The sequence below is a fragment of the Nonomuraea sp. NPDC059023 genome (assembly GCF_042740095.1).
In the GTDB taxonomy this organism is placed as follows: Bacteria; Actinomycetota; Actinomycetes; order Streptosporangiales; family Streptosporangiaceae; genus Nonomuraea.
This window is the reverse complement of record NZ_JBHYIO010000016.1, coordinates 181,047-201,046: the sequence shown is the minus strand read 5'-3', so window position 1 is coordinate 201,046 and position 20,000 is coordinate 181,047. Positions and strand designations below refer to the sequence as shown.

Below are 20,000 nucleotides of genomic sequence, written 5' to 3'. Positions count from 1 at the left end.
ACCTGCCCGTAATACGTCCGCACACCACACGTTGGATTCGCCCCCGCCTGACCCGCGTTGGCGAAGGAGCCTGAACGCACCCGTCCGGGATTTGTGCGTCTGTGCCTCAGCCCTTGGGGTCGGCCAGCGTGACCATCGTGTCGAGCAGCGTCGTGTACACGGGGCTGGGTTCAGCGGATTCCTCCCAGTCCGGCTCTTCCCCGGCCGCCGGGAAGAACAGCCACCACAGGTTGCGCCACGGGTCGAGGAACCGGGCGATGCCGTACCCGCCGTAGAAGGGAGACACCGGGGTGACGACGGTCGCACCGCGTTCGACGGCTCTGCGCATCGTCTCCTCGGGGTCGGCGACGTACACCTGGGTCAGGGCCGGAGTGAACGGCCAGCCGGCCTTACGGTCAGCGACCATGAGCAACGAGTTGCCGATTTTGACTTCGGCGTGGATCAGCGTTCCGTCTCCGGCGTAGAAGTCGGGGGCGCGGGCTTCGGTCCGCTCGGTCGCATCGAAGACCGCGACGAGGAAGTCGATGAACGGCGCGGCTCCGTCAACGACGACGAACCCGTTGACGGTGTTCTCGCCCTGGGGTTCGGGATCTTGCTTGGTCATCTCCATGCGGCGAGGCTAGAGACGATCGCGGCCAGCTTCCTGCCGCAATAGGGCCCAGTGGACACCCTCGCGCGCGGCAGGCTGGCGAAGGCTTGAATAATCGACTATCGTCGATTAACGATGAATGAGAAGCCCTTGGGCCGGGCCGAGGCCGAGGAGTACGCGAGCTGGTTCAAGGCGCTCGCCGACGCCACCCGGATCCAGCTCGTGTCGTTGCTGGCCCGGCGGCGGGAGCCGATGACGGTCGGCGAGATCGTCGAGGCGTCCGGGGTGGGCCAGTCGACGGTCTCCCACCACCTGAAGATCCTGGCCGAGGTGCGCTTCGTGCTGGTGGAGCGTCGGGGCACCGCCGGCCTGTACCGGATCAACGAGAACTGCGTGAGCTGTTTCCCGACCGCGGCCGACGTGGTCATGGGCAAGCCCGTCCCCGAACCACCCATGTGCGAGTGAAGGAGCCGATGATGGCCGACGAGGAGATCGTTCAGCGCTACTCCGGCCTGGCCCGCCAGGCCATGAACGGTGAGCCCGCCCTCGACTGCGGCCCGCGGGCCTTCGCCGACGGCGGCTTCGGCACCGCCGGCTACGACGACCTGGCCGGCCTGCCGGACGGCGCGCTGCTGGCGAGCCTGGGCTGCGGCAACCCGGTCGCGGTCGCCGAGCTGCGCGCCGGGCAGACGGTGCTGGACCTGGGCTCTGGTGGCGGCATCGACGTACTGCTGTCGGCCCGCCGCGTCGGCCCGTACGGCAAGGCGTACGGGCTGGATGCCAGCGCGGACATGGTCGAGCTGTCGCGCCGCAACGCCGAGCAGGCCGGAGTGGAGAACGTGGAGTTCCTGCACGGCGGCATCGAGCGGATCCCGTTGCCCGGCCGCAGCGTGGACGTGGTCATCTCCAACTGCGTGATCAACCTGTCCGACGACAAGGCCGCCGTGCTGGCCGAGGCCTTCCGGGTGCTGCGCCCCGGCGGCCTGTTCGGGGTGAGCGACGTGGTCGTCGACAACACCGCCGATCCGGTACGGCAGGCGGCGGCCGAGCAGCGGATCGGCTGCGCCGCCGGAGCGCTCGGCATCGGCACCTACCGCGCCCTGCTCGCGGCGGCCGGGTTCGTGCGAGTGGCCATCACGCTCACGGCCGGCCACGGCGACGGCGTGCACTCGGCGATCGTCCAGGCGGTCAAGCCGGCCGTCGGGCCCGGCCTGGAGATCCGGCCGATGCGCGCCGGCGACGCGGCCCAGGTGCTGGCCATCTACCAGGCCGGGCTCGACACCGGGCAGGCGAGCTTCGAGACCGTGGCGCCCTCGTGGGAGGGGTTCGAGGCCGGCAAGCTGCCGCACCCGCGCTTCGTCGCCGTCGACACCGAGACCGGCGAGGTCGTCGGCTGGGTCGCGGCTTCCGCGGTGTCGAGCAGGCCGGTGTACGCCGGCGTGGTCGAGCACAGCGTGTACGTGCACCCGGGCTGCCAGGCCCACGGCATCGGCCGGGCCCTGCTGACCGCGTTCATCGCCGCGGCAGAGGACGCGGGCGTGTGGACGATCCAGTCGGGCGTCTTCCCGGACAACGCCGCCAGCCTGTCGCTGCACCAGGCGCTCGGCTTCCGCGTCGTGGGCACCCGCGAACGCGTCGGCCGCCACCACGGCCTGTGGCGGGACGTGCTGCTGATCGAACGCCGCAGCACCGTGACCGGAACCTGAATCCCGGGTCAGGGAACATCGGCAGGCGCCAGGTGGTTACACCTCTCGTGGCCGGTGTGCCCAGTGTCCCCGGGCCTCACCTTTCGCCTTCGCGGACTACCGTTCGGCTGGAGCCGCGTTGAGCCTTTCGCCGAGAGGCGACACGCACACCGGTACGCACACGTGGAAGGCCCCGGCCGTCGCAGGACGCCGGGGCCTTCGCCATCCCCGCCTCGAACGTCAGCCGATCGAGCCGGCCTCGATCACGGCAAGGTCGCGCACCGCGTAACGGTGATGCTCTGCCTCCTCCTTCAGCACCACCTTGAGGCAGCGGCGCACGACGTACTCCTGGTCGGGATACGGGTCCGCCGGCTTGCGACCGCATACCCGGTCGAGTTCGGCCTCGGTGAGCCCGTCGACGACCCGCCGCATCGTGGCCATGCGGGCCAGCCGCGGCGCGAGCACCTCGTCGAGCGTCGGGTCGGCTTCGAGGGTGAGACCGAGCTGCGCCGTCGCGTCGGCCGGCATCCCGCTGTAGGGGAAGCCCAGCGGGTGGTACGGCGCCTCCTCCTCCAGAACGGCATTGCCGAGCCAGGCATCGGCGGCGAACAGCAGGTGCCGCTGGGTCTCGACCAGCGACCACTCGCCGTCGACCCGCTCGTGCAGCTTGGCCTCGGGCAACAGCCTGGCGCGGTCGAGCGTCGCCGTCCACAGCGCCTCGATGGCGTCCCACGCGGCCCGGTAGTCGCCGGGGGACGCGGCGTCACGCGCCAGCACCCGCGCGGGGTTCCGCCGGTCGAGCTCGGCCTCGACGTAGGCGGTCACGTCGACGTCGTTGACGACGAGACGCTCGAAGGCGCCACCGAGGTAGACGTCGCTCCCATAACAGTCGACGATCTTCAGGCCGGTGACCTCGCAGTCGCGGATCTCGAGACCGGCAAGGTCGCACAGGTGGATGCGGGCACCACGGAACTGATCGCTCTGGGTGTACTCAGCGGCCATCGACGCAGTCTTCCGCACCGCGTCCCGCCCGCGCCACTCTTGCCCCCGAGCAGGAGAGGGCTGTTCACCCGCCCGTGCATAAATGTGACAGCGGGCGTCCCGAAATGCCGGCCGGGTGCGCGCCCTGCTGGCCGACCTGTAGCATAGACATTGATCAATATCGATGGTCATCTATAAGGAAGAGCGCATGGAGCTGCTGCAGATCTTGGAGTGCAGCCCGCCGCTGGCGCGCGAGCCGCTGGACGCCGAGCAGGCCGCGGGTGTCGCGCGGGTGTTCAAGGCGCTGGGTGATCCGGTACGGCTACGCATCCTGTCGATCGTGGCCAGCCGCGAGGGCGGCGAGGTGTGCGTGTGCGACATCACCGGCGCCTTCGAGCTGTCCCAGCCGACCATCAGCCACCACCTCAAGGTCCTCAAGGACGTCGGCCTGCTCACCTCCGAGCGGCGCGCCTCCTGGGTCTACTATCGCCTCGTCCCCGAGACGCTGGGCGAGCTGTCGGCGATCCTCGGCGCCCCGGCTGCGGCGTAGCACCATGACGCCTGGACCGAGCCCGGGTGTGATCGCCGGCCTGTCCACGCTGGACCGATTCCTGCCGGTGTGGATCGGCGCCGCGATGGCCGCCGGACTGCTGCTCGGCCGCCTGCTCCCTGGCCTGGACGGCGCCCTGGAAGCAGTGAAGATCGGCGAGATCTCGCTGCCGATCGCGCTGGGTCTGCTGCTGATGATGTACCCGGTGCTGGCCAAGGTCCACTACGACCGCCTCGGCACCGTCACCGGCGACCGCCGCCTGCTGCTGTCCTCGCTGGTGCTCAACTGGGTACTCGGGCCCGCGCTGATGTTCGCGCTGGCCTGGGCGCTGCTGCCGGACCTGCCCGAATACCGCACCGGCCTGATCATCGTCGGCCTGGCCCGCTGCATCGCCATGGTCCTCATCTGGAACGACCTGGCCTGCGGCGACCGCGAAGCCGCCGCCGTCCTGGTCGCCCTGAACTCGGTCTTCCAGGTGATCGCCTTCGGCGCCCTGGGCTGGTTCTACCTGGAACTACTGCCCGGCTGGCTCGGCCTGGCGGGCAGCACCCTGGACGTCTCCGCCTGGGACATCGCGCAGTACGTCCTCATCTTCCTCGGCATCCCGCTGGCCGCCGGCTACACCTCCCGCCGGCTCGGCGAGCGCACCCGAGGCCGCGACTGGTACGAGCGGCGGTTCCTGCCGAAGATCGGCCCCATCGCGCTGTACGGCCTGCTGTTCACCATCGTCATCCTGTTCGCCCTCCAAGGCCACACGATCAGCGGGCGCCCGTGGGACGTGGCCCGGATCGCGCTGCCGCTGCTGGCCTACTTCGCGCTGATGTGGGGTGGCTCGTTCCTGGCCGGCTGGGCGATCGGCCTGCCGTACGACAGAACAACCACGCTCGCCTTCACCGCGGCGGGCAACAACTTCGAGCTGGCCATCGCGGTGGCGGTCGGCGTGTTCGGCGTCACCTCCGGCCAGGCCCTGGCCGGAGTGGTGGGACCGCTCATCGAGGTGCCCGTCCTGGTCGCCTTGGTCTACGTCAGCCTCTGGGGCCGAAAACTGTTTAAGGAGCCTGCGAATGCCTAGTGTGCTGTTCGTCTGCGTGCACAACGCCGGACGTTCCCAGATGGCCGCCGGATGGCTCCGCGAACTGGCCGGAGACCGGATCGAAGTCCGCTCGGCCGGGTCCGCACCGGCCGACCAGATCAACCCGGTCGCCGTCGAGGCCATGCGCGAGGCCGGCATCGACATCACCGCCGAACAGCCCAAGGTGCTCACCACGGACACGGTCGCGGCGTCCGACGTCGTGATCACCATGGGCTGCGGCGACGCCTGCCCCATCTTCCCCGGCAAACGCTACGAGGACTGGAAACTCTCCGACCCCGCCGGCCAGGGTATCGACGCCGTGCGGGCGATCCGCGACGAGATCAAGAACCGCGTCGAGAAACTCCTGGCCGACCTGCTGCCGGCCTGACGGCCACCTCCTCGACCCGTTCCAGGAGTGCGCTGGAGATCCCGCCCCCGCCTGATCAGAGCGAGACGAACTCCATGTCGACGGTGCCGCTGGAAGCGGGCGCGACCTCGCCCAGGGGCGCGAACAGGGCGCCGAGTTTGTTCACGGTCTCGGGGATGATGCGGTAGTAGACCCAGGTGCCGCGGCGTTCGCCGTCGATGAGCCCGGCGGTGCGCAGGATCTTCAGGTGGTGGGAGATCGTGGGGGCGGTCAGGTCGAAGACGGGTGTCAGGTCGCATACGCACGCTTCGCCGCCCGCGTGGGAGCCGATCATCGACAGCAGGCGCAGCCGTACCGGATCGGCGACCGCTTTGAGCAGCACTGCCGCCTCGGCCGCGTCGCTCTCGGAGATCGGCTCGCGGGCGATCGGCGCGCAGCAGGCGACGCTTGCGGGGGCGGCCATGGCACGACTCCTTGGTTCGACGTCAATCTAACTATAGGCGGTGGTCAGCCGCAGCAGTTCCCGCCGCTCTCGGCCGAAACAGCGAGGGGGAGCGGAGTGCTGAGCAGGCCGCCGCTGATGCCGGTGGCCGGGCCCACCCGCTGTTCCTGGGCTTCGGCCAGGTTGGAGGAGCACACGCCGGTCTCGGGCAGGTTGAGCTGGACGTCCCGGGCGGCCGCCCAGTCGCCTGCGAGGGCGGCGATGACGGAGCGGACCTGCTCGTAGCCGGTGGCCATGAGGAAGGTCGGTGCGCGGCCGTAGGACTTGACGCCGACGGCGTAGTAGCCGGGTTCGGGGTGGGCGAGTTCGTCGACGCCGTGCGCGGGGACGGTGCCGCAGGAGTGCTGGTTGGGGTCGATCAGCGGGGCGAGCCGCCGGGTGGAGCCCAGGATCGGGTCCAGGTCGAGGCGGAGTTCGCTGGCGATGGTGTGGTCGGGGCGGTAGCCGGTCGCCGCGACGACCCGGTCGGCGGCCAGGTTCCGCTCGTGGCCCGACGCGTCACGGCTGATCACCGTGATCTCGTCGCCGTCGCGCTCGACGCGGTGGGTGAAGAAGCCGGTGACGAGCTGGATACGGCCGGAGTCGACGTGCGCGCGCAGGCGGGTGCCGAGTGCGCCGCGGGCCGGGAGGGCGTCGGCGTCGCCGCCACCGTAGGTACGGCTCGCGCCGCCGGCTCGGATGGCCCAGGTGATGCGGGTGCCGGCCGAGAGCTGGGCGAGGGCGAGCAGGGTGGTGGCGGCCGAGTGGCCGGCGCCGACGACCAGGATGTGCTTGCCCTCGTAGTGGTCGCGGTCCGCGCCGAGCACGTCGGGCAGGGCGTGGTCGATCCGTTGATCAGTGACGGCCTGCTGCTCGCCGTGGGCGGGCAGGCCGCTGGCGCCCAGGACGTTCGGGGTCTCGTAGGTGCCGGAGGCGTCGATGATCGCGCGGGCCTGGAGCTCTTCGCCGCTTTCCAGGCGGATCAGGAACGGCACGCCGTCGCGGCCGTTGGTGCGGACCCGGTCGTAGCCTTCACGGCTGATCGCCTCGACCTTGGCGCCGAGCCGTACGCGCTCGCCGAAAAGCTTGGCCAGCGGGGCGAGGTAGTCGTCGATGAGCTCGGCGCCGGTGGGCAGCCATTCGTCGTCCGGGGCGCTCCAGCCGTCGGCGTGAAGGAGGCGGCGGGCGGCGGCGTCGATGTTGTACTTCCACGGGCTGAACACCCGCACGTGTCCCCATCGGGCGACGGAGGCGGCGACCTGCTCACCTGCCTCCAGCACCAGGAACGGCTGGCCGCGTTCTGCCAGGTGGGCGGCGGCGGCCAGGCCGACCGGGCCGGCGCCGATGACCACGACCGGCAGACCTGCCGCGTCGGGGCTGTGCACGATCTGCTCGAGTTCGAGCGCGGTGGTGGTGCCGCAGCAGCTGTTGCTCATGACAGGGCTCTCCTCAGGAGGCGAAGGGTGTCGGGTTGCCGGCTGCCCTTGTTTAGAAGTATGTCGAATCAGTGCATATCGTGCGCCTCTGATTAGAGAGATGTCAAATTAGCTGGCCGTCGAATCAGCGACGGTGCCGGGGCAGCGGGCATCCAGCCGCCGGTTAACGAGTGGTTCCATCTCGTCGGCGTCTACGACAGCTCTGCCAACGAGGTGGCCCTCTATCTCAGGCTTCCCAGGCTGGAACGCGACCGGGCCCATGAACCTCGGCGCCAACATGGTAGGCAACCCCAGGTCTGCATTCTTAACGGCGCCGCCACCGCAACACCTCCGAGCGCGGCGACGAAGACGACCTCCAAGCGGTCAGACGCGGCAGTTGCCGCAGCGAAGAAGTTCCCCTACGCACACATGAGCACTGCCGGCTGCAAGCACATCCGCCCGCCCGCGCGTGGGCTCGCAGTGGCATACACAGGTTCGTTCACCTCTGCTATTCGTTCCTCGTGGGCGAAGTCGACACCATCGGACCACCCATGGCCGAGTGCGAGGAGTTTAGAGATGTCCGTCTTTTTCACATACCGTGGCCTCATCGGGTCGTTATTCGAGGTGCCGGCTTGTCTCACGTGGGTGCGCGGCAACGATGTCGACGGCGTCGTGCGGTCCTTCGGCGGGCGCCCAGATCAGCTCAACGAGGGCCCCTATGACGAGGTGTACGACTCCTATGAGATGGCGGCCGACGAGGGCGTCGTCCTCATATCACCGGTAGAAGACTGGATCTTGGCAGTTGAACTGACGAGATACCGGGGAGCGGGACGGGATACTCTGCGGGGCCTGTCGGCGGGTGGCGAAGCCTTGACTCTGGCATGGACCGGCGAACTCGACGCGGTGTTCACGTATGCCTCCGGCGGGCGGTTGGACGTCTCCTTCGATCCGGTTCGTCAAATGACGGATGCGTACGAAGCCGAGTACGTGGAGTGGTCCAGCAGGTATGGCATCACTCGAGCGCAGTGGCAGGAGGATTGGCGGGCGGCCGCGTTCACCATCGCGGAGACCATCACGGGCGTCCGCGTGGACCAGGCATGGAAAGATGGGCCGCACCTCATCTTGAGGATCGAAGAGGCGGAGAAGGACCCTGAAGCAAGGCCTCCATTGACGCTGCGTCCGGCGCAGCAAGAACTGCTTGCCCGCCATCCACAGGTTGCCGCGCTCGCAGCTGCTCTGCCCGTTGAGGCGTTTTCCGAGGGGACCGTAATCGTGGCGCAGTTGGCGCTTCGGGCGGCAGAGCCATGGGATCAGGGAGAGCGATCGCTACTTGACGAAGCGCTGGCCGCCATCGCAGCGGGCCACAGGGGGATCGCAGTTCATGCGCTTCAGGCGGATTTGAACATGGTGGCCGACCGATTCGCCGGACAGGCTTCCCAGGAGATGCCCGCAGGCGCAGACCATGATCACCCGAACCCGGATGCGGCGTGGGGGAGGCTGCTCATCAAGCACAACGCGGTGAAGACGCTGATCAGCGCCTTCACCGAGGACCCGTATGAGGGGGTTACCCTGGCGATCCGGCACGCGAGAGTCGCCACCGCGCCGACACGCAAGCAAAACGACGACTACCGGATGGTAGGGCTCCTGGAGACCCTCGCCTTCTATGTCTTCAAGGGCTATAGCCCGTAGTGCCCACTGCCCCGGCAACCAGGATCAGCTGAAGACGCCGTGCAAGCCAAGTGGTTGGCAGCTGAAGCCCACCCAACCAGCGCTCCGGCTACCTGACGCCACTCGGCGCCCTGGAGGAGCATGGCCTGCCCGTACATCAGGACGGAATGTCCCTCATCCGGCCGGGCCTTGCCTATCTGGGGCTGGAATTTCAGTGCTCGTTCGCGCCCAACACCCTGCGGGGCAGCGGGTGGGGGGCTTAGGAAGGCGCGCGAGCTACGCGAGCACCTCTGGCCAGGGTGGGGTCCAGCCGGTCAACACCCCAACTGGGCAACGGGTGGGGCCTCAGGAAGACGCGCGAGCGCAGCGAGCACCTTGCCCTTGACCAGACGCGCGAGCCACGCGAGCACCATGCTTTTGGACAAGCGCGCGAGCTACGCGAGCACCTCGCTTTTGGCCCCTACTCCCACTCGATGGTGCCCGGGGGCTTGCTGGTCACGTCGACCACCACCCGGTTGACCTCGCGGACCTCGTTCGTGATCCGGGTAGAAATACGCGACAGCACGTCGTAAGGCACCTTGGCCCAGTCCGCGGTCATCGCGTCCTCGGAGGTGACCGGTCGCAGCACCACCGGGTGGCCGTAGGTGCGCCCGTCCCCCTGCACCCCCACCGACCGTACGTCGGCCAGCAGCACCACCGGGCACTGCCAGATCTCCCGATCCAGCCCGGCCCGCGACAGCTCTTCGCGGGCGATCGCGTCGGCCTCGCGCAGAAGGTCCAGCCGCTCCTTGGTCACCGCCCCGATGATCCGGATCCCCAGCCCGGGCCCCGGGAACGGCTGCCGCCACACCATCGCCGACGGCAGTCCGAGCTCTTCGCCCGCCCGCCGTACCTCGTCCTTGAACAGGGTCCGCAGCGGCTCCACGAGCTGGAACTGCAGGTCGTCGGGGAGCCCGCCGACGTTGTGGTGCGACTTGATGTTGGCGGTGCCGGTGCCGCCGCCCGACTCGACCACGTCCGGGTACAGCGTCCCCTGCACCAGGAAGTCAACGGGACCGTCCGCCATGATGGCCCGCTGCTCGTCCTCGAAAACGCGGATGAACTCGCGGCCGATGATCTTGCGCTTCTCCTCCGGGTCGGTCACGCCGTCCAGCGCCTTCAGGAAGCGGTCGGCGGCGTCCACCACGCGCAGCTTCACCCCGGTGACGGCCACGAAGTCGCGTTCCACCTGCTCGGCCTCGCCCTTGCGCAGCAGGCCGTGGTCAACGAAGACGCAGGTCAGCCGGTCGCCGATGGCGCGCTGCACGATGGCGGCCGCCACGGCGGAGTCGACGCCGCCGGACAGCGCGCAGATGGCGCGGCCCTCGCCGACCTGCTGGCGTACCGCTTCGACGGCGTCTTCGACGATGTTGAGCATGGTCCAGCTCGGACGGCATCCGGCCGCGTCGAGGAAGTGCTTGAGCACCGCCTGCCCGTGCTCGGAGTGGAGGACCTCGGGGTGGAACTGCACGCCGTACAGGCCGCGGAGGGTGTCCTCGAACGCGGCGACGGGGGTCTCGGACGTCGAGGCGGTCACCACGAAACCGGCGGGCGCGGCGGCCACGCTGTCGCCGTGGGACATCCACACCTTCTGCTTGTCGGGCAGGCCCGCGAAGAGCACGCCCTCCCTGAGCACGTCGAGCGCGGTGCCGCCGTATTCGGCCACGCCCGTGCGGGCGACGTCGCCGCCGAGGGAACGTGCCATCGCCTGGAAGCCATAGCAAATGCCGAACGTCGGCACACCCGTCTCAAACAGCCCATCCGGTACGGCCGGCGCCCCGTCGGCATAGACCGAAGAAGGCCCGCCCGACAGGATGATCGCCTTGGGCTTCTTGGCCAGCATCTCCTCGACAGGCATCGACGAGGGGACGATTTCCGAGTAGACGTGGCATTCGCGCACGCGGCGGGCGATGAGCTGCGCATACTGCGCACCGAAGTCGACCACGAGCACAGTGTCGAACTCAGACACGAGACAGACCCTCCAACAGCGAATGCGGTACACCCAGTGTATCGGCCCCCACACCCCGCCCCGCTGCGGACGGCGCGGCGGTCACTCGTAGCCGGGCAGCGGCGGAAGGGCGCCGTCGAGCAGGGCTTCGAGCTGGTCACGCAGCCCCTTGGCGTACTCGGGGTGCGTCAGCAGGAGGAAACGCTCCTCGCGGATCGCCTCGACCACCTGCCTGGCCACGTCCGCGGGGTCGATGCCCCGCTCCATGATGGCGTCGATGATGCCCTGGGCGGCGTAGTCGTCGCGGGTGCGGCCGACGAGGAGGTCGGCGGGCCGTACCCGCTCGGAGGTGTTGATCTGGGTGCGCACCGCGCCGGGGCACAGCGCGGTCACCTTCAGCTTGGAGCCGGTGATCGCGAGGTCCTGGGCGAGGGTCTGCGACGCGGCGAACGCCGCGTACTTGCTGACGGCATAGCCCGCCGTGTACGGCGCGGCGAACAACCCCGCCACCGAGACGGTGTTGACGATGTGGCCTTCGGTGTCCTGTTCGATCATGCGGGGGACGAAGGCCTGGATGCCGTGGAGCACTCCCCAGAGGTTCACGCCCAGGAGCCAGGCGAAGTCCTCGGTGGTGCGGTTCCAGATGTGGCCGCCCTGGAAGACGCCGGCGTTGTTGCACAGCACGTGGACGGCGCCGAGTTCGCCGAACGTGCGCGCGGCCAGGTGCTGGACGGCGGCGTCGTCGGAGACGTCGGTGATCTGCGTGAGCACCCTGCCGCGCCCGGCCAGCGCGGCGGTCTCGGCCAGCCCGCCCGGGTCGACGTCGGCGAGCATCAGGCTCATGCCCTCTTCGGCCAGGCGGACCGCGAGGGCGCGGCCGATGCCGCTCGCCGCGCCGGTGACCACTGCGACCTTGCCGGAGAGTTCCCGCACGCCAGCCTCCCGAGCGCTCGCTTGGCACCAAGAACGTTATCAGAGCGAATGGCGCACCCAGATGTTCGGTTCGACGTAAACCGCGTGATCGTGGGTGACATCGCAGTGCACCGGAACGAGCGCCCCCGGCACCTCGACCGGGCCTTCGGCGTCGAACGGCAGGCCGGTCCACTCCCGCCACTCGCCGAGCGTGCCGGAGATCGTCATCGAGCGGTGGGCGACCTTCTCCACCGTCGCGCCGGCGCGGACGTGCACGCGCAGCCAGGCGTCGTACGGCAGGCCGTCCTCGCGGGTGCGGAAGGCGTACTCGGTGGCGGGGGTGCGCGGTTCCAGGTGCTTCTGGCTGGGTCTGACCGGCGCGAGCAGTTCGGAGTAGCCCAGGCGCGCGGCCCGCTCGCGCATCGCGGCGACCATGTGACGGGACAGCCCGGCGCCGAGCAGGTCCTTCCTGATCGTGATCTCCAGGGCGGAGACGGCGTCGGGCTTCGTGCCCCTGTCCCTGGTCAGCCAGCCGCGCCTGATGACCGCGTCCCAGCCGTCCTCGGGCAGTTCGCCGTCGCGGGAGTTGAACGGGATCATGCAGCCGCGCGCCACCATCCGGCCGGGCTCGTCGGAGTCGTCGGCGACCAGGATGTACTCGGCGTAGTGGGTGGTGGCGACCGCGTAGAAGAGGTCCGCGATCGGGTCGTTGAACATGAACTCCGGCCAGGCCGTGTCCATGTCCCACAACGACTCGGCGAACTCGGGACGCTCGGCCAGCGTGGTGATCCGGAGGGACATGGCGGACATTCTCACAGTTCGGAGGGCCGTTGCACCGCCTGTTTTTCGGTCTTGAAGATCAAGGTGGTCTGCAGGTGCACGATCTCCGGCCGGACCAGGAACTTCTCCAGGACGAGCCGGTGCAGGCTGGTGGCGTCGGCGACCGCCACGTGCACGAGGAAGTCCTCGGGGCCGGCGACGTTGAACAGCGTGATGGTCTCCGGCAGGCTCAGGACGAACCGGCGCAGCGGGTCGGCGAGCTGGGCGGTGTGCGGGCGTACGCGCAGCGCCAGCAGGGCCTCAAGCGGGCGGCCGAGGCGGGCGATGTCGACGTCGGCGCGGAAGGCGGTGATCACGCCACGGCGGCGCAGCGCGCGTACCCGCTCCAGGGCTGTGGAGGGTGCCACGCCGAGCTTTTCGGCCAGGTCCTTGTTGGGCAGCCGAGCGTCGTTCTGCAACTCGGCCAGAATGGCCAGGTCGATCGAATCGAGTTCGGCCACATGCCCCGATTGGTCCCTCATATTCGGTAAATCTAGCCACACGTCCAGCTGAGCGCGGATATTTCGAGTTATGTGGGATGTTGAGGCTTTTACCAAAGCTGCCGCCGTCACCGTGAGTGAACTCGCCGCCTACGTCGAGGAGAGCCAGCGCGGCCAGGTGCCCGTGGTCCGGCAGCGGCCGCCGGCGGAGATCGCCGGGAAGCTCCGCCTGGCCGAGCTCATCCGGGAGGGCGGGCTGAGCACGGAGACGTACCAGGACTTCCTTCACGCCTTCCTGAGCGAGGGGACACGACTCCACCACCCCGCCTATCTCGCCCATCAGGTCGCCTCTCCCGACTTTCCCGCCGCGCTGGCCGATTTCATCCACGGCGCCACGAACAACCCCATGGCCATCTACGAGATGGGCGCGGCGGCGGCCACGGTGGAGTTCGAGGTGATCCGGTGGATGCTGGAGAAGGCCGGCTTCCCGCGCGGCGCCGGCGTGCTGACCCACGGAGGCTCACTGGCCAACCTCACCGCCCTGCTGGCCGCCCGCGCGCACGCCGCACCCGAGGCGTGGGCGAACGGTACCCCCGCCGACCTGGTGATCCTGGCTCCGCCGTCGGCGCACTACTCGGTCTCGCGGGCCGCCTCGATCATGGGCATGGGCCAGAAGGCGGTGGTGGAGCTCCCGACCGACGAGTTGGGCCGCCTGGCCGTAGGGCGATTCCCCGAAATATCCGGACAACGGCCGATCGCACTGGTGGCGTCCGCCTGCGCCACCAGCACCGGCCTGCACGACGACCTGCGCGCGGTCGGACAATGGTGCCGCGACCGGGACATCTGGTTCCACGTGGACGGCGCCCACGGCGCCTCCGCCCTCCTCAGCCCCGCTCACCGCCACCTGCTCGACGGCGTCGAACTGGCCGACTCCCTCATCTGGGACGCCCACAAAATGCTCCGCACGTCCTCCCTGGCCGCCGCCGTCCTGGTCCGCCGCGAAGGCGCCCTGGACGCCGCCTTCCAGCAGGACGCCAGCTACATCTTCTACGGCGACCAGGGCTTCGACCTGATCGGCAGGACCGTCGAGTGCACCAAGGCCGAGCTCGGCCTCAAGATCTTCCTGAACCTCGCCTGGCGGGGCGAGCGCGGCCTCGGCGACTTCGTGGCCGGCCGCTACGCCACCGCCCACCGCTTCTGGGAGCTGGCTCGCCGCCGACCGGGGTTCGCCCTGCCGTACGAGCCGGAAAGCAACATCGTCTGCTTCCGGTACGGCACGGCCGACCCGGCCGAGATCCGCGAACGCATGATGGCCGACGGCACCTTCTACCTGACCTCAACCATCCTGAACGGCATCCGCCACCTCCGCGTCACCGTCATGAACCCGGCCACCGACGACAGCCACCTGGAACACCTCTTGGACGAGATCACCCGCCTAACCCCACCCAACGCGCAGGACTAAGCGGCAGCCGAAGCGGGGTGAGACCCACGGGAGCGGGACCACAAACCGAGCCGGCGACGGGAAGGGCCACGTGAGGGCGACTCCCCGAAAGACCGTGCGGCCCGGGAAGTGCGGCGCGGTGGGAGCGGGGTGGGCGGGTGGCGGAGGCTGAGACCGTGCGGCCCCGGGAGATACGACGCGGTGCGGATGGCGGAGCGGGGCCCGGCAGCGCGGGCTCCGGGTTCCGCGCTGCCGGGAGTTTCAGAGCCAGCCGTCCAACCCCGTCAAGAAGTCCTCGAACAGGTGCCGGTGGATCGTGTGTTCGGCGCCCTTGACCACCCTCACCTCGAATCCCTTCCCCACCAGCTCCTCCTGGAACTCCGGTGACACCAAAAACGACGGATCAGCCACCTGCACCAGCGACGGCACCACCGGCCCAGGCGTGAAGTCCGTACCGGCGAGCCCGCTCAAGGACAGTGCCGTCTGCGGGTCCCAGCCCTTGAGCATCTCGACCTCGACGGACACCTCCTCGACCGAGAAGCCCGGGTGCGTGGCCGCGATCTCCTCGGCCGTCGCGTTGGACGCCTGTGCCATCAGGTCGGTCATCGGGATGCCGCCCTCCAGCACGGGCAGCCGGAAGGCGGGGTCGGAGTAGATCGCCCGGCCGGGCATGAGGCGGTCGACGGCGGCGCCGAGCGTGAGGCCGCCGAGCGAGTGGCCGATGGCGAGCGCGGGCCGGAGAGGGGCCGATTCCAGGACGGCGGCGGCCAGCGACTCGGGCGTGTAGTGCTCGGCCCTGGGGCTGGCGCCGTGGCCGGGCAGGTCGACGGCGACGACCCGGTACCCGCGCTCGGCCAGCGCTGGCCCGACTCGCCACCAGCACCGGGAGTCGGCCATGATGCCATGGATCAACAGGGCGACCCGGTCGCCGGTGCCCCATTCGCGCGTGTGCAGCTTCATACTCGCCTCGCCGGATAGTTATACGTATAAGCGCTTGATAGCATCCGACCGATGGACGGGACAAGAGTGTGACCGCAAACCGACCGCCGACCAGCGTGGACGTGGCCAGGGCCGCCGGCGTCTCGCAGGCCACCGTCTCCTACGTGCTCAACGACAACCCCAACGCCAGGGTGAGCGAGGAGACCAGGCAGCGTGTGCGCGACGCCGCCGCCCGGCTCGGGTACGTGCCCGACGCCAGCGCCCGCACCCTGCGCACCGGCCGCAGCGGCATCGTGCTGGTCCCGCTGTCCCCCGCCCGCACGGGCGGGCTCGTCCGCGATCTGCTCGACGACCTCGGCGAGGAGCTCCGGCCGCGCGGCTACACCCTCGTCCAGTACGGCGAGCGCCACCTCAAGGGCGTCCCGGCGGCCAAGGTGTGGGCCGGGCTGCGCCCGACGGCGGTCATCGTCGAGGCCGACCGGCTCACCAAGGCCTCGGTGGACCTGCTGCGCGCCTCGGGCACGCGGACCGTGATCGGCTTCGCCGACGGCCCGTCCCCGCTGGTGCCCGCGGTGGTCATGGACCACGAGGCGGTGGGCGCCTGCGCCGCCCGCCACCTGGCCGAACGCGGACGCGGTCGGCTGGCCGCGATCGTCCCCCGCGAGGAGGGCGTCGACCTCATGGGCATGGGCCGCCTGCGCGGCGTACGCCAGGTGGCGCCCGGCGCCGAGCGCATCGACCTGGCCTTCACCGAGGAGGCCGCCCGCGCGGTCGCCACCAGGCACGACCTGCCCGACGGGATCTTCGCCTACAACGACGAGTACGCGCTGCTGCTGATGAGCGCGCTGCAGGACGCCGGCGTGCGGGTCCCGGAGGACGTGGCGATCGTCGGCGCGGACGATCTGCTGCTCGCCTCCCTGGTACGCCCCCGCCTGACGAGCGTCCACTTCGACACCACGGCGACCCCGGCCGGAATGGCCGCCTACATCGATGAGCTGGTCCGCGGCGACCGCACCGCGGAGCCCGGGACGGTCATCAGCATCTACGGCCCCCGCCTGATCGTCAGATCCAGCTCGTAACAACTTGGCCGCGCGTCTTGTCACGCGGGGACCGGCGACCTACAGTCCAGAGCAATCGTCGGTGATACGTATCACCACAGCTGGAAAGGTCCTGGTCGATGACCCATGTTCAGGGCAAAGCCCCCACGGCAGATGAGGATCGCGGATTCCGTCTCGGCCCGCTCTATCTCACGCTCCCCCTCGCCAACGTCGCGGTCATGTTCCTCTGGATCGGAGTGGGCGCGTTCCTGCTGCCCCGCCACGTCCAGCTGATCACGGGAACCAACGACGTGGCCGCGCTCGGGCTGGCCAACTCGATCGGCCCGCTCATGGCCACCATCGCCAACCCCATCTTCGGCCAGATCTCCGACCGGACCCGCTCCCGGTTCGGCCGCCGCTCCCCCTGGATCCTCGGCTGCGTCGCGATCGGCGTCCTCGCGCTGCTGCTGCAGGCCAACGCGGCCAGCGTGCTCATGCTCGGCATCAGCTGGGCCGGCGTGCAGCTCATCATGAACGGCTACCAGGCCGCGATCACCGCGATCCTGCCCGACCGGGTCCCGGCCCGCCGCTACGGCACCTTCTCCGCGTTGTTCGGCCTCGGCACGCCGGTGGCCACGATCGCCGCCGCCCTGATGTTCATGAGCATGCCGCAACTGGCCGACGGCGGCGCGTACTACGTGGTCATGGGGGTTCTGGTCGCCGCGGCCCTGCTCATCGTGCTGGCCAGCCCCGACCGCTCGTCGACGGAACTGCCGCGCCAGCCGTTCAACCTGGGTGAGTTCGTCGCGGCGTTCGTGCGGCCGCTGCGCCACCGGGACTTCCTGTGGGCGTTCGTCGGGCGCTTCGGGATCATGCTCGGCTACATGATGATCTTCACCTTCAACCTCTTCCTGCTCGAGGACTTCATCAAGATCCCGAAGACCGAGGTCGTCTCCAAGATGGGCATGCTCATGCTCGTCGGCCAGGTCGCGACGTTCCTGGCGGTGGTGCTGATCGGCCCGCTGTCGGACAAGGTGGCGCGGTTCCGGATGTTCGCGCTGATCGCCGGCCTGGCCTCGGCGATCACGCTGGGCATCCCGCTGCTCATGCCGTCCTTCGAGGGCATGCTCGTCTACAACGTCCTGCACGGCGTCGCCTTCGGCATCTTCATGGCCGTGGACATGGCCTTGGTGACCAAGGTGCTGCCGAACAAGGAAGAGGTCGGCAAGGACATGGGCGTGCTCAACATCGCCAACGCCGGCCCGCAGATCGCCGCCCCCGCCCTCGCCGCCTTCCTGGTGACCATGGGCGGCTACACCACGCTCTTCCTGGTCGGGATCGTGGTCTCGCTGATCGCCTCGCTGGCCGTACTGAAGATCAAGGGTGTGCGTTAGCGTCGAGTTCATGACCGAACTCGATCCCCGGCTCCGCGCTGTCACCGATCTGATCATGGCCGAGGCCCGCGAGATGGGCGGCAGGCACGAGTACGACGGCCGGATTCAGGACCTCTCCCCCGAGGGCGTCCGGTCCGGCCTGGCCCGCCTGGGCGAGGGCACGCCGCCCGACGACCCCTACGACGCCGAACACCTCGCGGTCTTCGAGACCGGGCTGCGCGTGCAGTTCGGCGAGCTTGAGCTCCATCGCCGCAACCCGCTGCCGCACCTGTCCAACCTCGACCTGGCCTGCTACGACCGCGACTACGCCCCGGAGGCGGAACGCGCCGCCGCCAGGGCCGCTCACCTGGCGGAGTGGCCGGCGGCGGTTCATGGCGCGATCGCCGCGCTCGACCAGGTCAGCGCCCCGGTCGCCACCGCGCTGGCCGGAGCGGTCAAGGGCCTGGCCGCGGGCGTCACCGACGCGGCCGCGCTCGACGCCCACCGGCTGCTGGTCGCGCACGTCGAGCGTGCCGCCGCCGTCGGCGACCCCGACGCCTCGCTGGGCGGGCCCGCGCTGGCCCGGCTGATGGGCAGCACCGAGGGCATCGACGTCGACCTGGGACGGCTGGCCGAGCGCGCCGACGCCGAGCGCGACCGCCTCCACACGCTGCTGGCCGAGGCCGTCGCCAAGCTGGGCGGGAACGGCAGGCCGCTGGACGTCGCCCGCGAGCTGGTCAGGCAGCACCCCGGCGCCGACGGCGTCATCGAGGCCGCCAGGATCGGCACCGAGAAGGCCATCGCGTTCACCCGCGAGAAGGACCTCGTGCCCTACCACGACGGCGAGTGCCTGGTCGGCCTCGCGCCCGAGTCGCGCCGCTGGGCGATGGCGATGATGTGCTGGAACTCCCCCGGCGAGCCCGAGGGGCCGAGCTGGTACTACATCACCCCGCCCGACGCCGCGTGGCCGGTCGAGGAGCAGGAGGAGTGGCTGGAGGTGTTCAGCCACACCACGCTGCCCGCGATCAACGTGCACGAGGTCGCGTCCGGCCACTTCTCCCACGGCCGGGCGCTGCGTCATGCGAAGGGCGACGTGCGCAGGCTGCTGCAGTCGATGGCGTTCGCCGAGGGCTGGGCCCACTACGTCGAGGAGGTCTGCGTCGAGGAGGGTTTCGAGGCCGGTGACCCGCGCTTCGAGATCGGCGTCTGGCTGGAGGCTCTGGTACGGGTGACCCGGCTGGCCTGCGCGATCGGCGTGCACACCGGGCAGATGACGGTGGAGGAGGGTGCCCGCCGCTTCGCCGCCGACACCCACCTGTCCGGGCCCGCCGCGCTGTCGGAGGCCCGCCGCGCGTCCTTCGATCCCACCTACGGCCGCTACACGTGGGGCAAGCTGCTCATCCTCGACCTGCGCGAGCAGGCGCGCAAGGAGTGGGGCCCGGCCTTCACGCTGCAGCGCTTCCACAAGGCCATGCTCGACCTCGGTTCGCCGCCGCTGGGGCTGCTCAAGACGATCCTGTGACGGCCCACTCTCCGGGGGCGAGCACTTGCACGCCGTCCACGTCAGCGAACGCCCCGGCCAGCGTCGCCCGCCCCTGCGAGAAGTGCGCCCAGTGCTCGAAGTGCAGCGGCACCACGTGCTTCGCGCCCAGGATGCGGGCGGCCTCGGCGGCGTCGCGGCTGCCGAGGGTGAGGTCGGCGTCGGGGATGAGCGGGGTGCGCGCGGCCCCGGCGAACAGCACCGCCACGTCCACCTCGCCGATCCGCCCGGCGATCTCTCGTACGACGTCGAGTGAGGCGTTGTCGCCGCTGACGTAGACGGTGGGCAGGCCGTCGCCCCTGAGTACGAACCCGGTGACCTCGCCGACCAGGTGCTCGGTGCCGTCGGGCCCGTGCTGGGCGGGCACGCCGGTGATCGTCAGCGGCCCCAGCTCCACCTCGCTCCAGTTGGGCAGCGCCTGGGCGGCGATCCGCGTGGCGGCGCTCGGCGTGGACAGCACGAGCGGCGCCGACGCGAGCAGCTCGCGTCCGGAGGTGTCGAGATTGTCGGGATGCTGATCGTGGGAGAGCAGGACGGCGTCGATCGCGCCGATCTCCGAGACCGCCACGCCGGGACCGTCGGTCTTGGTCAGCCCGCTACCGACGGGATAGTGGCCGGGCGGGTCGAAGGTCGGATCGGTCAGCAGGCGCAGCCCGCCGAGCTCCAGAATGGCGGTCGGGCCGCCCACGTATTGGATCCGCATA

20 protein-coding genes are annotated in these 20,000 nt (G+C 69.8%); 10 read left to right on the top strand and 10 right to left on the bottom strand.

Translation table 11 applies throughout. The features are described from left to right. Positions 1–106 precede the first annotated feature (106 nt). Positions 107–610 carry a VOC family protein gene (locus tag ACFWYW_RS27115; RefSeq protein ID WP_379614352.1) on the bottom strand — a complete coding sequence of 168 codons (504 nt, stop codon included), beginning with the start codon at positions 608–610 and terminating at the stop codon, positions 107–109. A 114-nt stretch (positions 611–724) separates the two neighbouring features. Here ACFWYW_RS27115 and ACFWYW_RS27110 point away from each other — a divergent pair, with 114 nt between their 5' ends. Together ACFWYW_RS27110 and ACFWYW_RS27105 are read left to right on the top strand one after the other, a co-directional pair. Next, positions 725–1,054, top strand: coding sequence for an ArsR/SmtB family transcription factor (locus tag ACFWYW_RS27110; protein ID WP_379614353.1), 330 nt, complete (start codon positions 725–727; stop codon positions 1,052–1,054). Positions 1,055–1,062: 8 nt separating this feature from the next. Next, on the top strand, positions 1,063–2,295 hold the full coding sequence (locus ACFWYW_RS27105) for a GNAT family N-acetyltransferase (RefSeq protein ID WP_379614354.1): 1,233 nt from the start codon (positions 1,063–1,065) through the stop codon (positions 2,293–2,295). Positions 2,296–2,514: 219 nt separating this feature from the next. Here ACFWYW_RS27105 and ACFWYW_RS27100 read toward each other — a convergent pair whose 3' ends face one another. Continuing rightward, complete coding sequence (locus ACFWYW_RS27100; RefSeq protein WP_379614355.1) at positions 2,515–3,276, bottom strand: DinB family protein; 762 nt, start codon at positions 3,274–3,276, stop codon at positions 2,515–2,517. A 187-nt stretch (positions 3,277–3,463) separates the two neighbouring features. Here ACFWYW_RS27100 and ACFWYW_RS27095 point away from each other — a divergent pair, with 187 nt between their 5' ends. From ACFWYW_RS27095 to ACFWYW_RS27085, 3 genes are read left to right on the top strand one after another with little or no spacing between them, the layout of a single operon-like run. Further along, positions 3,464–3,805, top strand: a complete 342-nt coding sequence (locus ACFWYW_RS27095; protein WP_379614357.1) for an ArsR/SmtB family transcription factor — start codon at positions 3,464–3,466, stop codon at positions 3,803–3,805. Positions 3,806–3,809: 4 nt separating this feature from the next. Further along, positions 3,810–4,877: an ACR3 family arsenite efflux transporter gene (arsB, locus tag ACFWYW_RS27090; protein WP_379614359.1), complete on the top strand. Its 1,068-nt coding sequence runs from the start codon at positions 3,810–3,812 to the stop codon at positions 4,875–4,877. Further along, on the top strand, positions 4,870–5,265 hold the full coding sequence (locus ACFWYW_RS27085; protein WP_379614361.1) for an arsenate reductase ArsC: 396 nt from the start codon (positions 4,870–4,872) through the stop codon (positions 5,263–5,265). Before arsB ends, ACFWYW_RS27085 begins: the two co-directional genes overlap by 8 nt. Positions 5,266–5,320: 55 nt before the next feature. On the opposite strand, the gene ACFWYW_RS27080 is transcribed toward ACFWYW_RS27085, so the two are convergent. Beyond that, entirely contained in the window at positions 5,321–5,707 is a 387-nt protein-coding gene (locus ACFWYW_RS27080; RefSeq protein WP_379614363.1) for a metalloregulator ArsR/SmtB family transcription factor, read from the bottom strand. Positions 5,708–5,751: 44 nt separating this feature from the next. Continuing rightward, complete coding sequence (locus ACFWYW_RS27075; RefSeq protein ID WP_379614365.1) at positions 5,752–7,161, bottom strand: FAD-dependent oxidoreductase; 1,410 nt, start codon at positions 7,159–7,161, stop codon at positions 5,752–5,754. Positions 7,162–7,716: 555 nt separating this feature from the next. On the opposite strand from ACFWYW_RS27075, the gene ACFWYW_RS27070 reads away from it, so the two are divergent. Next, positions 7,717–8,829, top strand: a complete 1,113-nt coding sequence (locus ACFWYW_RS27070; protein ID WP_379614367.1) for a DUF6461 domain-containing protein — start codon at positions 7,717–7,719, stop codon at positions 8,827–8,829. Positions 8,830–9,268: 439 nt separating this feature from the next. Here the strand turns inward: ACFWYW_RS27070 and guaA are convergent, their stop codons facing one another. From guaA to ACFWYW_RS27050, 4 genes are all read right to left on the bottom strand, one after another. Beyond that, the gene (gene guaA / locus ACFWYW_RS27065; RefSeq protein ID WP_379614369.1) at positions 9,269–10,816 is read right to left on the bottom strand and encodes a glutamine-hydrolyzing GMP synthase; all 1,548 of its coding nucleotides are present in this window, start codon (positions 10,814–10,816) and stop codon (positions 9,269–9,271) included. 81 nt (positions 10,817–10,897) lie between these two features. Continuing rightward, on the bottom strand, positions 10,898–11,728 hold the full coding sequence (locus ACFWYW_RS27060) for an SDR family NAD(P)-dependent oxidoreductase (protein WP_379614371.1): 831 nt from the start codon (positions 11,726–11,728) through the stop codon (positions 10,898–10,900). Between the two features lie 39 nt (positions 11,729–11,767). Next, on the bottom strand, positions 11,768–12,508 hold the full coding sequence (locus ACFWYW_RS27055) for an N-acetyltransferase (protein WP_379614373.1): 741 nt from the start codon (positions 12,506–12,508) through the stop codon (positions 11,768–11,770). A gap of 11 nt (positions 12,509–12,519) precedes the next feature. Next, positions 12,520–13,008, bottom strand: coding sequence for an Lrp/AsnC family transcriptional regulator (locus ACFWYW_RS27050; RefSeq protein ID WP_379614375.1), 489 nt, complete (start codon positions 13,006–13,008; stop codon positions 12,520–12,522). Positions 13,009–13,099: 91 nt separating this feature from the next. On the opposite strand from ACFWYW_RS27050, the gene ACFWYW_RS27045 reads away from it, so the two are divergent. After that, positions 13,100–14,428 (top strand): pyridoxal phosphate-dependent decarboxylase family protein, encoded by a 1,329-nt coding sequence (locus ACFWYW_RS27045; protein WP_379614377.1) that lies wholly within the window; start codon positions 13,100–13,102, stop codon positions 14,426–14,428. Positions 14,429–14,668: 240 nt separating this feature from the next. Here the strand turns inward: ACFWYW_RS27045 and ACFWYW_RS27040 are convergent, their stop codons facing one another. Then, positions 14,669–15,367 carry an alpha/beta fold hydrolase gene (locus ACFWYW_RS27040; RefSeq protein WP_379614379.1) on the bottom strand — a complete coding sequence of 233 codons (699 nt, stop codon included), beginning with the start codon at positions 15,365–15,367 and terminating at the stop codon, positions 14,669–14,671. A gap of 68 nt (positions 15,368–15,435) precedes the next feature. Between ACFWYW_RS27040 and ACFWYW_RS27035 the strand changes: the two genes are divergently transcribed. The 3 genes from ACFWYW_RS27035 to ACFWYW_RS27025 all read left to right on the top strand — a co-directional run bounded on the left by ACFWYW_RS27035 (position 15,436) and on the right by ACFWYW_RS27025 (position 19,278). Next, complete coding sequence (locus tag ACFWYW_RS27035; protein WP_379614381.1) at positions 15,436–16,425, top strand: LacI family DNA-binding transcriptional regulator; 990 nt, start codon at positions 15,436–15,438, stop codon at positions 16,423–16,425. Positions 16,426–16,523: 98 nt separating this feature from the next. Beyond that, entirely contained in the window at positions 16,524–17,777 is a 1,254-nt protein-coding gene (locus ACFWYW_RS27030; RefSeq protein ID WP_379614383.1) for an MFS transporter, read from the top strand. A gap of 10 nt (positions 17,778–17,787) precedes the next feature. Next, positions 17,788–19,278 carry a DUF885 family protein gene (locus ACFWYW_RS27025; RefSeq protein WP_379614385.1) on the top strand — a complete coding sequence of 497 codons (1,491 nt, stop codon included), beginning with the start codon at positions 17,788–17,790 and terminating at the stop codon, positions 19,276–19,278. Here the strand turns inward: ACFWYW_RS27025 and ACFWYW_RS27020 are convergent. Further along, on the bottom strand, positions 19,262–19,999 hold the full coding sequence (locus ACFWYW_RS27020) for an MBL fold metallo-hydrolase (protein WP_379614387.1): 738 nt from the start codon (positions 19,997–19,999) through the stop codon (positions 19,262–19,264). The two genes, ACFWYW_RS27025 and ACFWYW_RS27020, sit on opposite strands and share 17 nt — an antisense overlap. Between the last annotated feature and the right edge of the window lies 1 nt (position 20,000).

Excerpts from the sequence above, each read along its gene's own strand:
- ACFWYW_RS27110 (WP_379614353.1), top strand. The coding sequence starts at position 725 with ATGAATGAGAAGCCCTTGGGCCGGGCCGAGGCCGAGGAGTACGCGAGC.
- ACFWYW_RS27030 (WP_379614383.1), top strand. The coding sequence starts at position 16,524 with ATGACCCATGTTCAGGGCAAAGCCCCCACGGCAGATGAGGATCGCGGA.
- ACFWYW_RS27100 (WP_379614355.1), bottom strand. The coding sequence starts at position 3,276 with ATGGCCGCTGAGTACACCCAGAGCGATCAGTTCCGTGGTGCCCGCATC.
- ACFWYW_RS27040 (WP_379614379.1), bottom strand. The coding sequence starts at position 15,367 with ATGAAGCTGCACACGCGCGAATGGGGCACCGGCGACCGGGTCGCCCTG.
- ACFWYW_RS27105 (WP_379614354.1), top strand. The coding sequence starts at position 1,063 with ATGATGGCCGACGAGGAGATCGTTCAGCGCTACTCCGGCCTGGCCCGC.
- arsB (WP_379614359.1), top strand. The coding sequence starts at position 3,810 with ATGACGCCTGGACCGAGCCCGGGTGTGATCGCCGGCCTGTCCACGCTG.
- ACFWYW_RS27115 (WP_379614352.1), bottom strand. The coding sequence starts at position 610 with ATGGAGATGACCAAGCAAGATCCCGAACCCCAGGGCGAGAACACCGTC.
- ACFWYW_RS27020 (WP_379614387.1), bottom strand. The coding sequence starts at position 19,999 with ATGCGGATCCAATACGTGGGCGGCCCGACCGCCATTCTGGAGCTCGGC.
- ACFWYW_RS27075 (WP_379614365.1), bottom strand. The coding sequence starts at position 7,161 with ATGAGCAACAGCTGCTGCGGCACCACCACCGCGCTCGAACTCGAGCAG.
- ACFWYW_RS27085 (WP_379614361.1), top strand. The coding sequence starts at position 4,870 with ATGCCTAGTGTGCTGTTCGTCTGCGTGCACAACGCCGGACGTTCCCAG.
- ACFWYW_RS27025 (WP_379614385.1), top strand. The coding sequence starts at position 17,788 with ATGACCGAACTCGATCCCCGGCTCCGCGCTGTCACCGATCTGATCATG.
- ACFWYW_RS27070 (WP_379614367.1), top strand. The coding sequence starts at position 7,717 with ATGTCCGTCTTTTTCACATACCGTGGCCTCATCGGGTCGTTATTCGAG.
- ACFWYW_RS27095 (WP_379614357.1), top strand. The coding sequence starts at position 3,464 with ATGGAGCTGCTGCAGATCTTGGAGTGCAGCCCGCCGCTGGCGCGCGAG.
- ACFWYW_RS27050 (WP_379614375.1), bottom strand. The coding sequence starts at position 13,008 with ATGAGGGACCAATCGGGGCATGTGGCCGAACTCGATTCGATCGACCTG.
- ACFWYW_RS27080 (WP_379614363.1), bottom strand. The coding sequence starts at position 5,707 with ATGGCCGCCCCCGCAAGCGTCGCCTGCTGCGCGCCGATCGCCCGCGAG.
- ACFWYW_RS27055 (WP_379614373.1), bottom strand. The coding sequence starts at position 12,508 with ATGTCCCTCCGGATCACCACGCTGGCCGAGCGTCCCGAGTTCGCCGAG.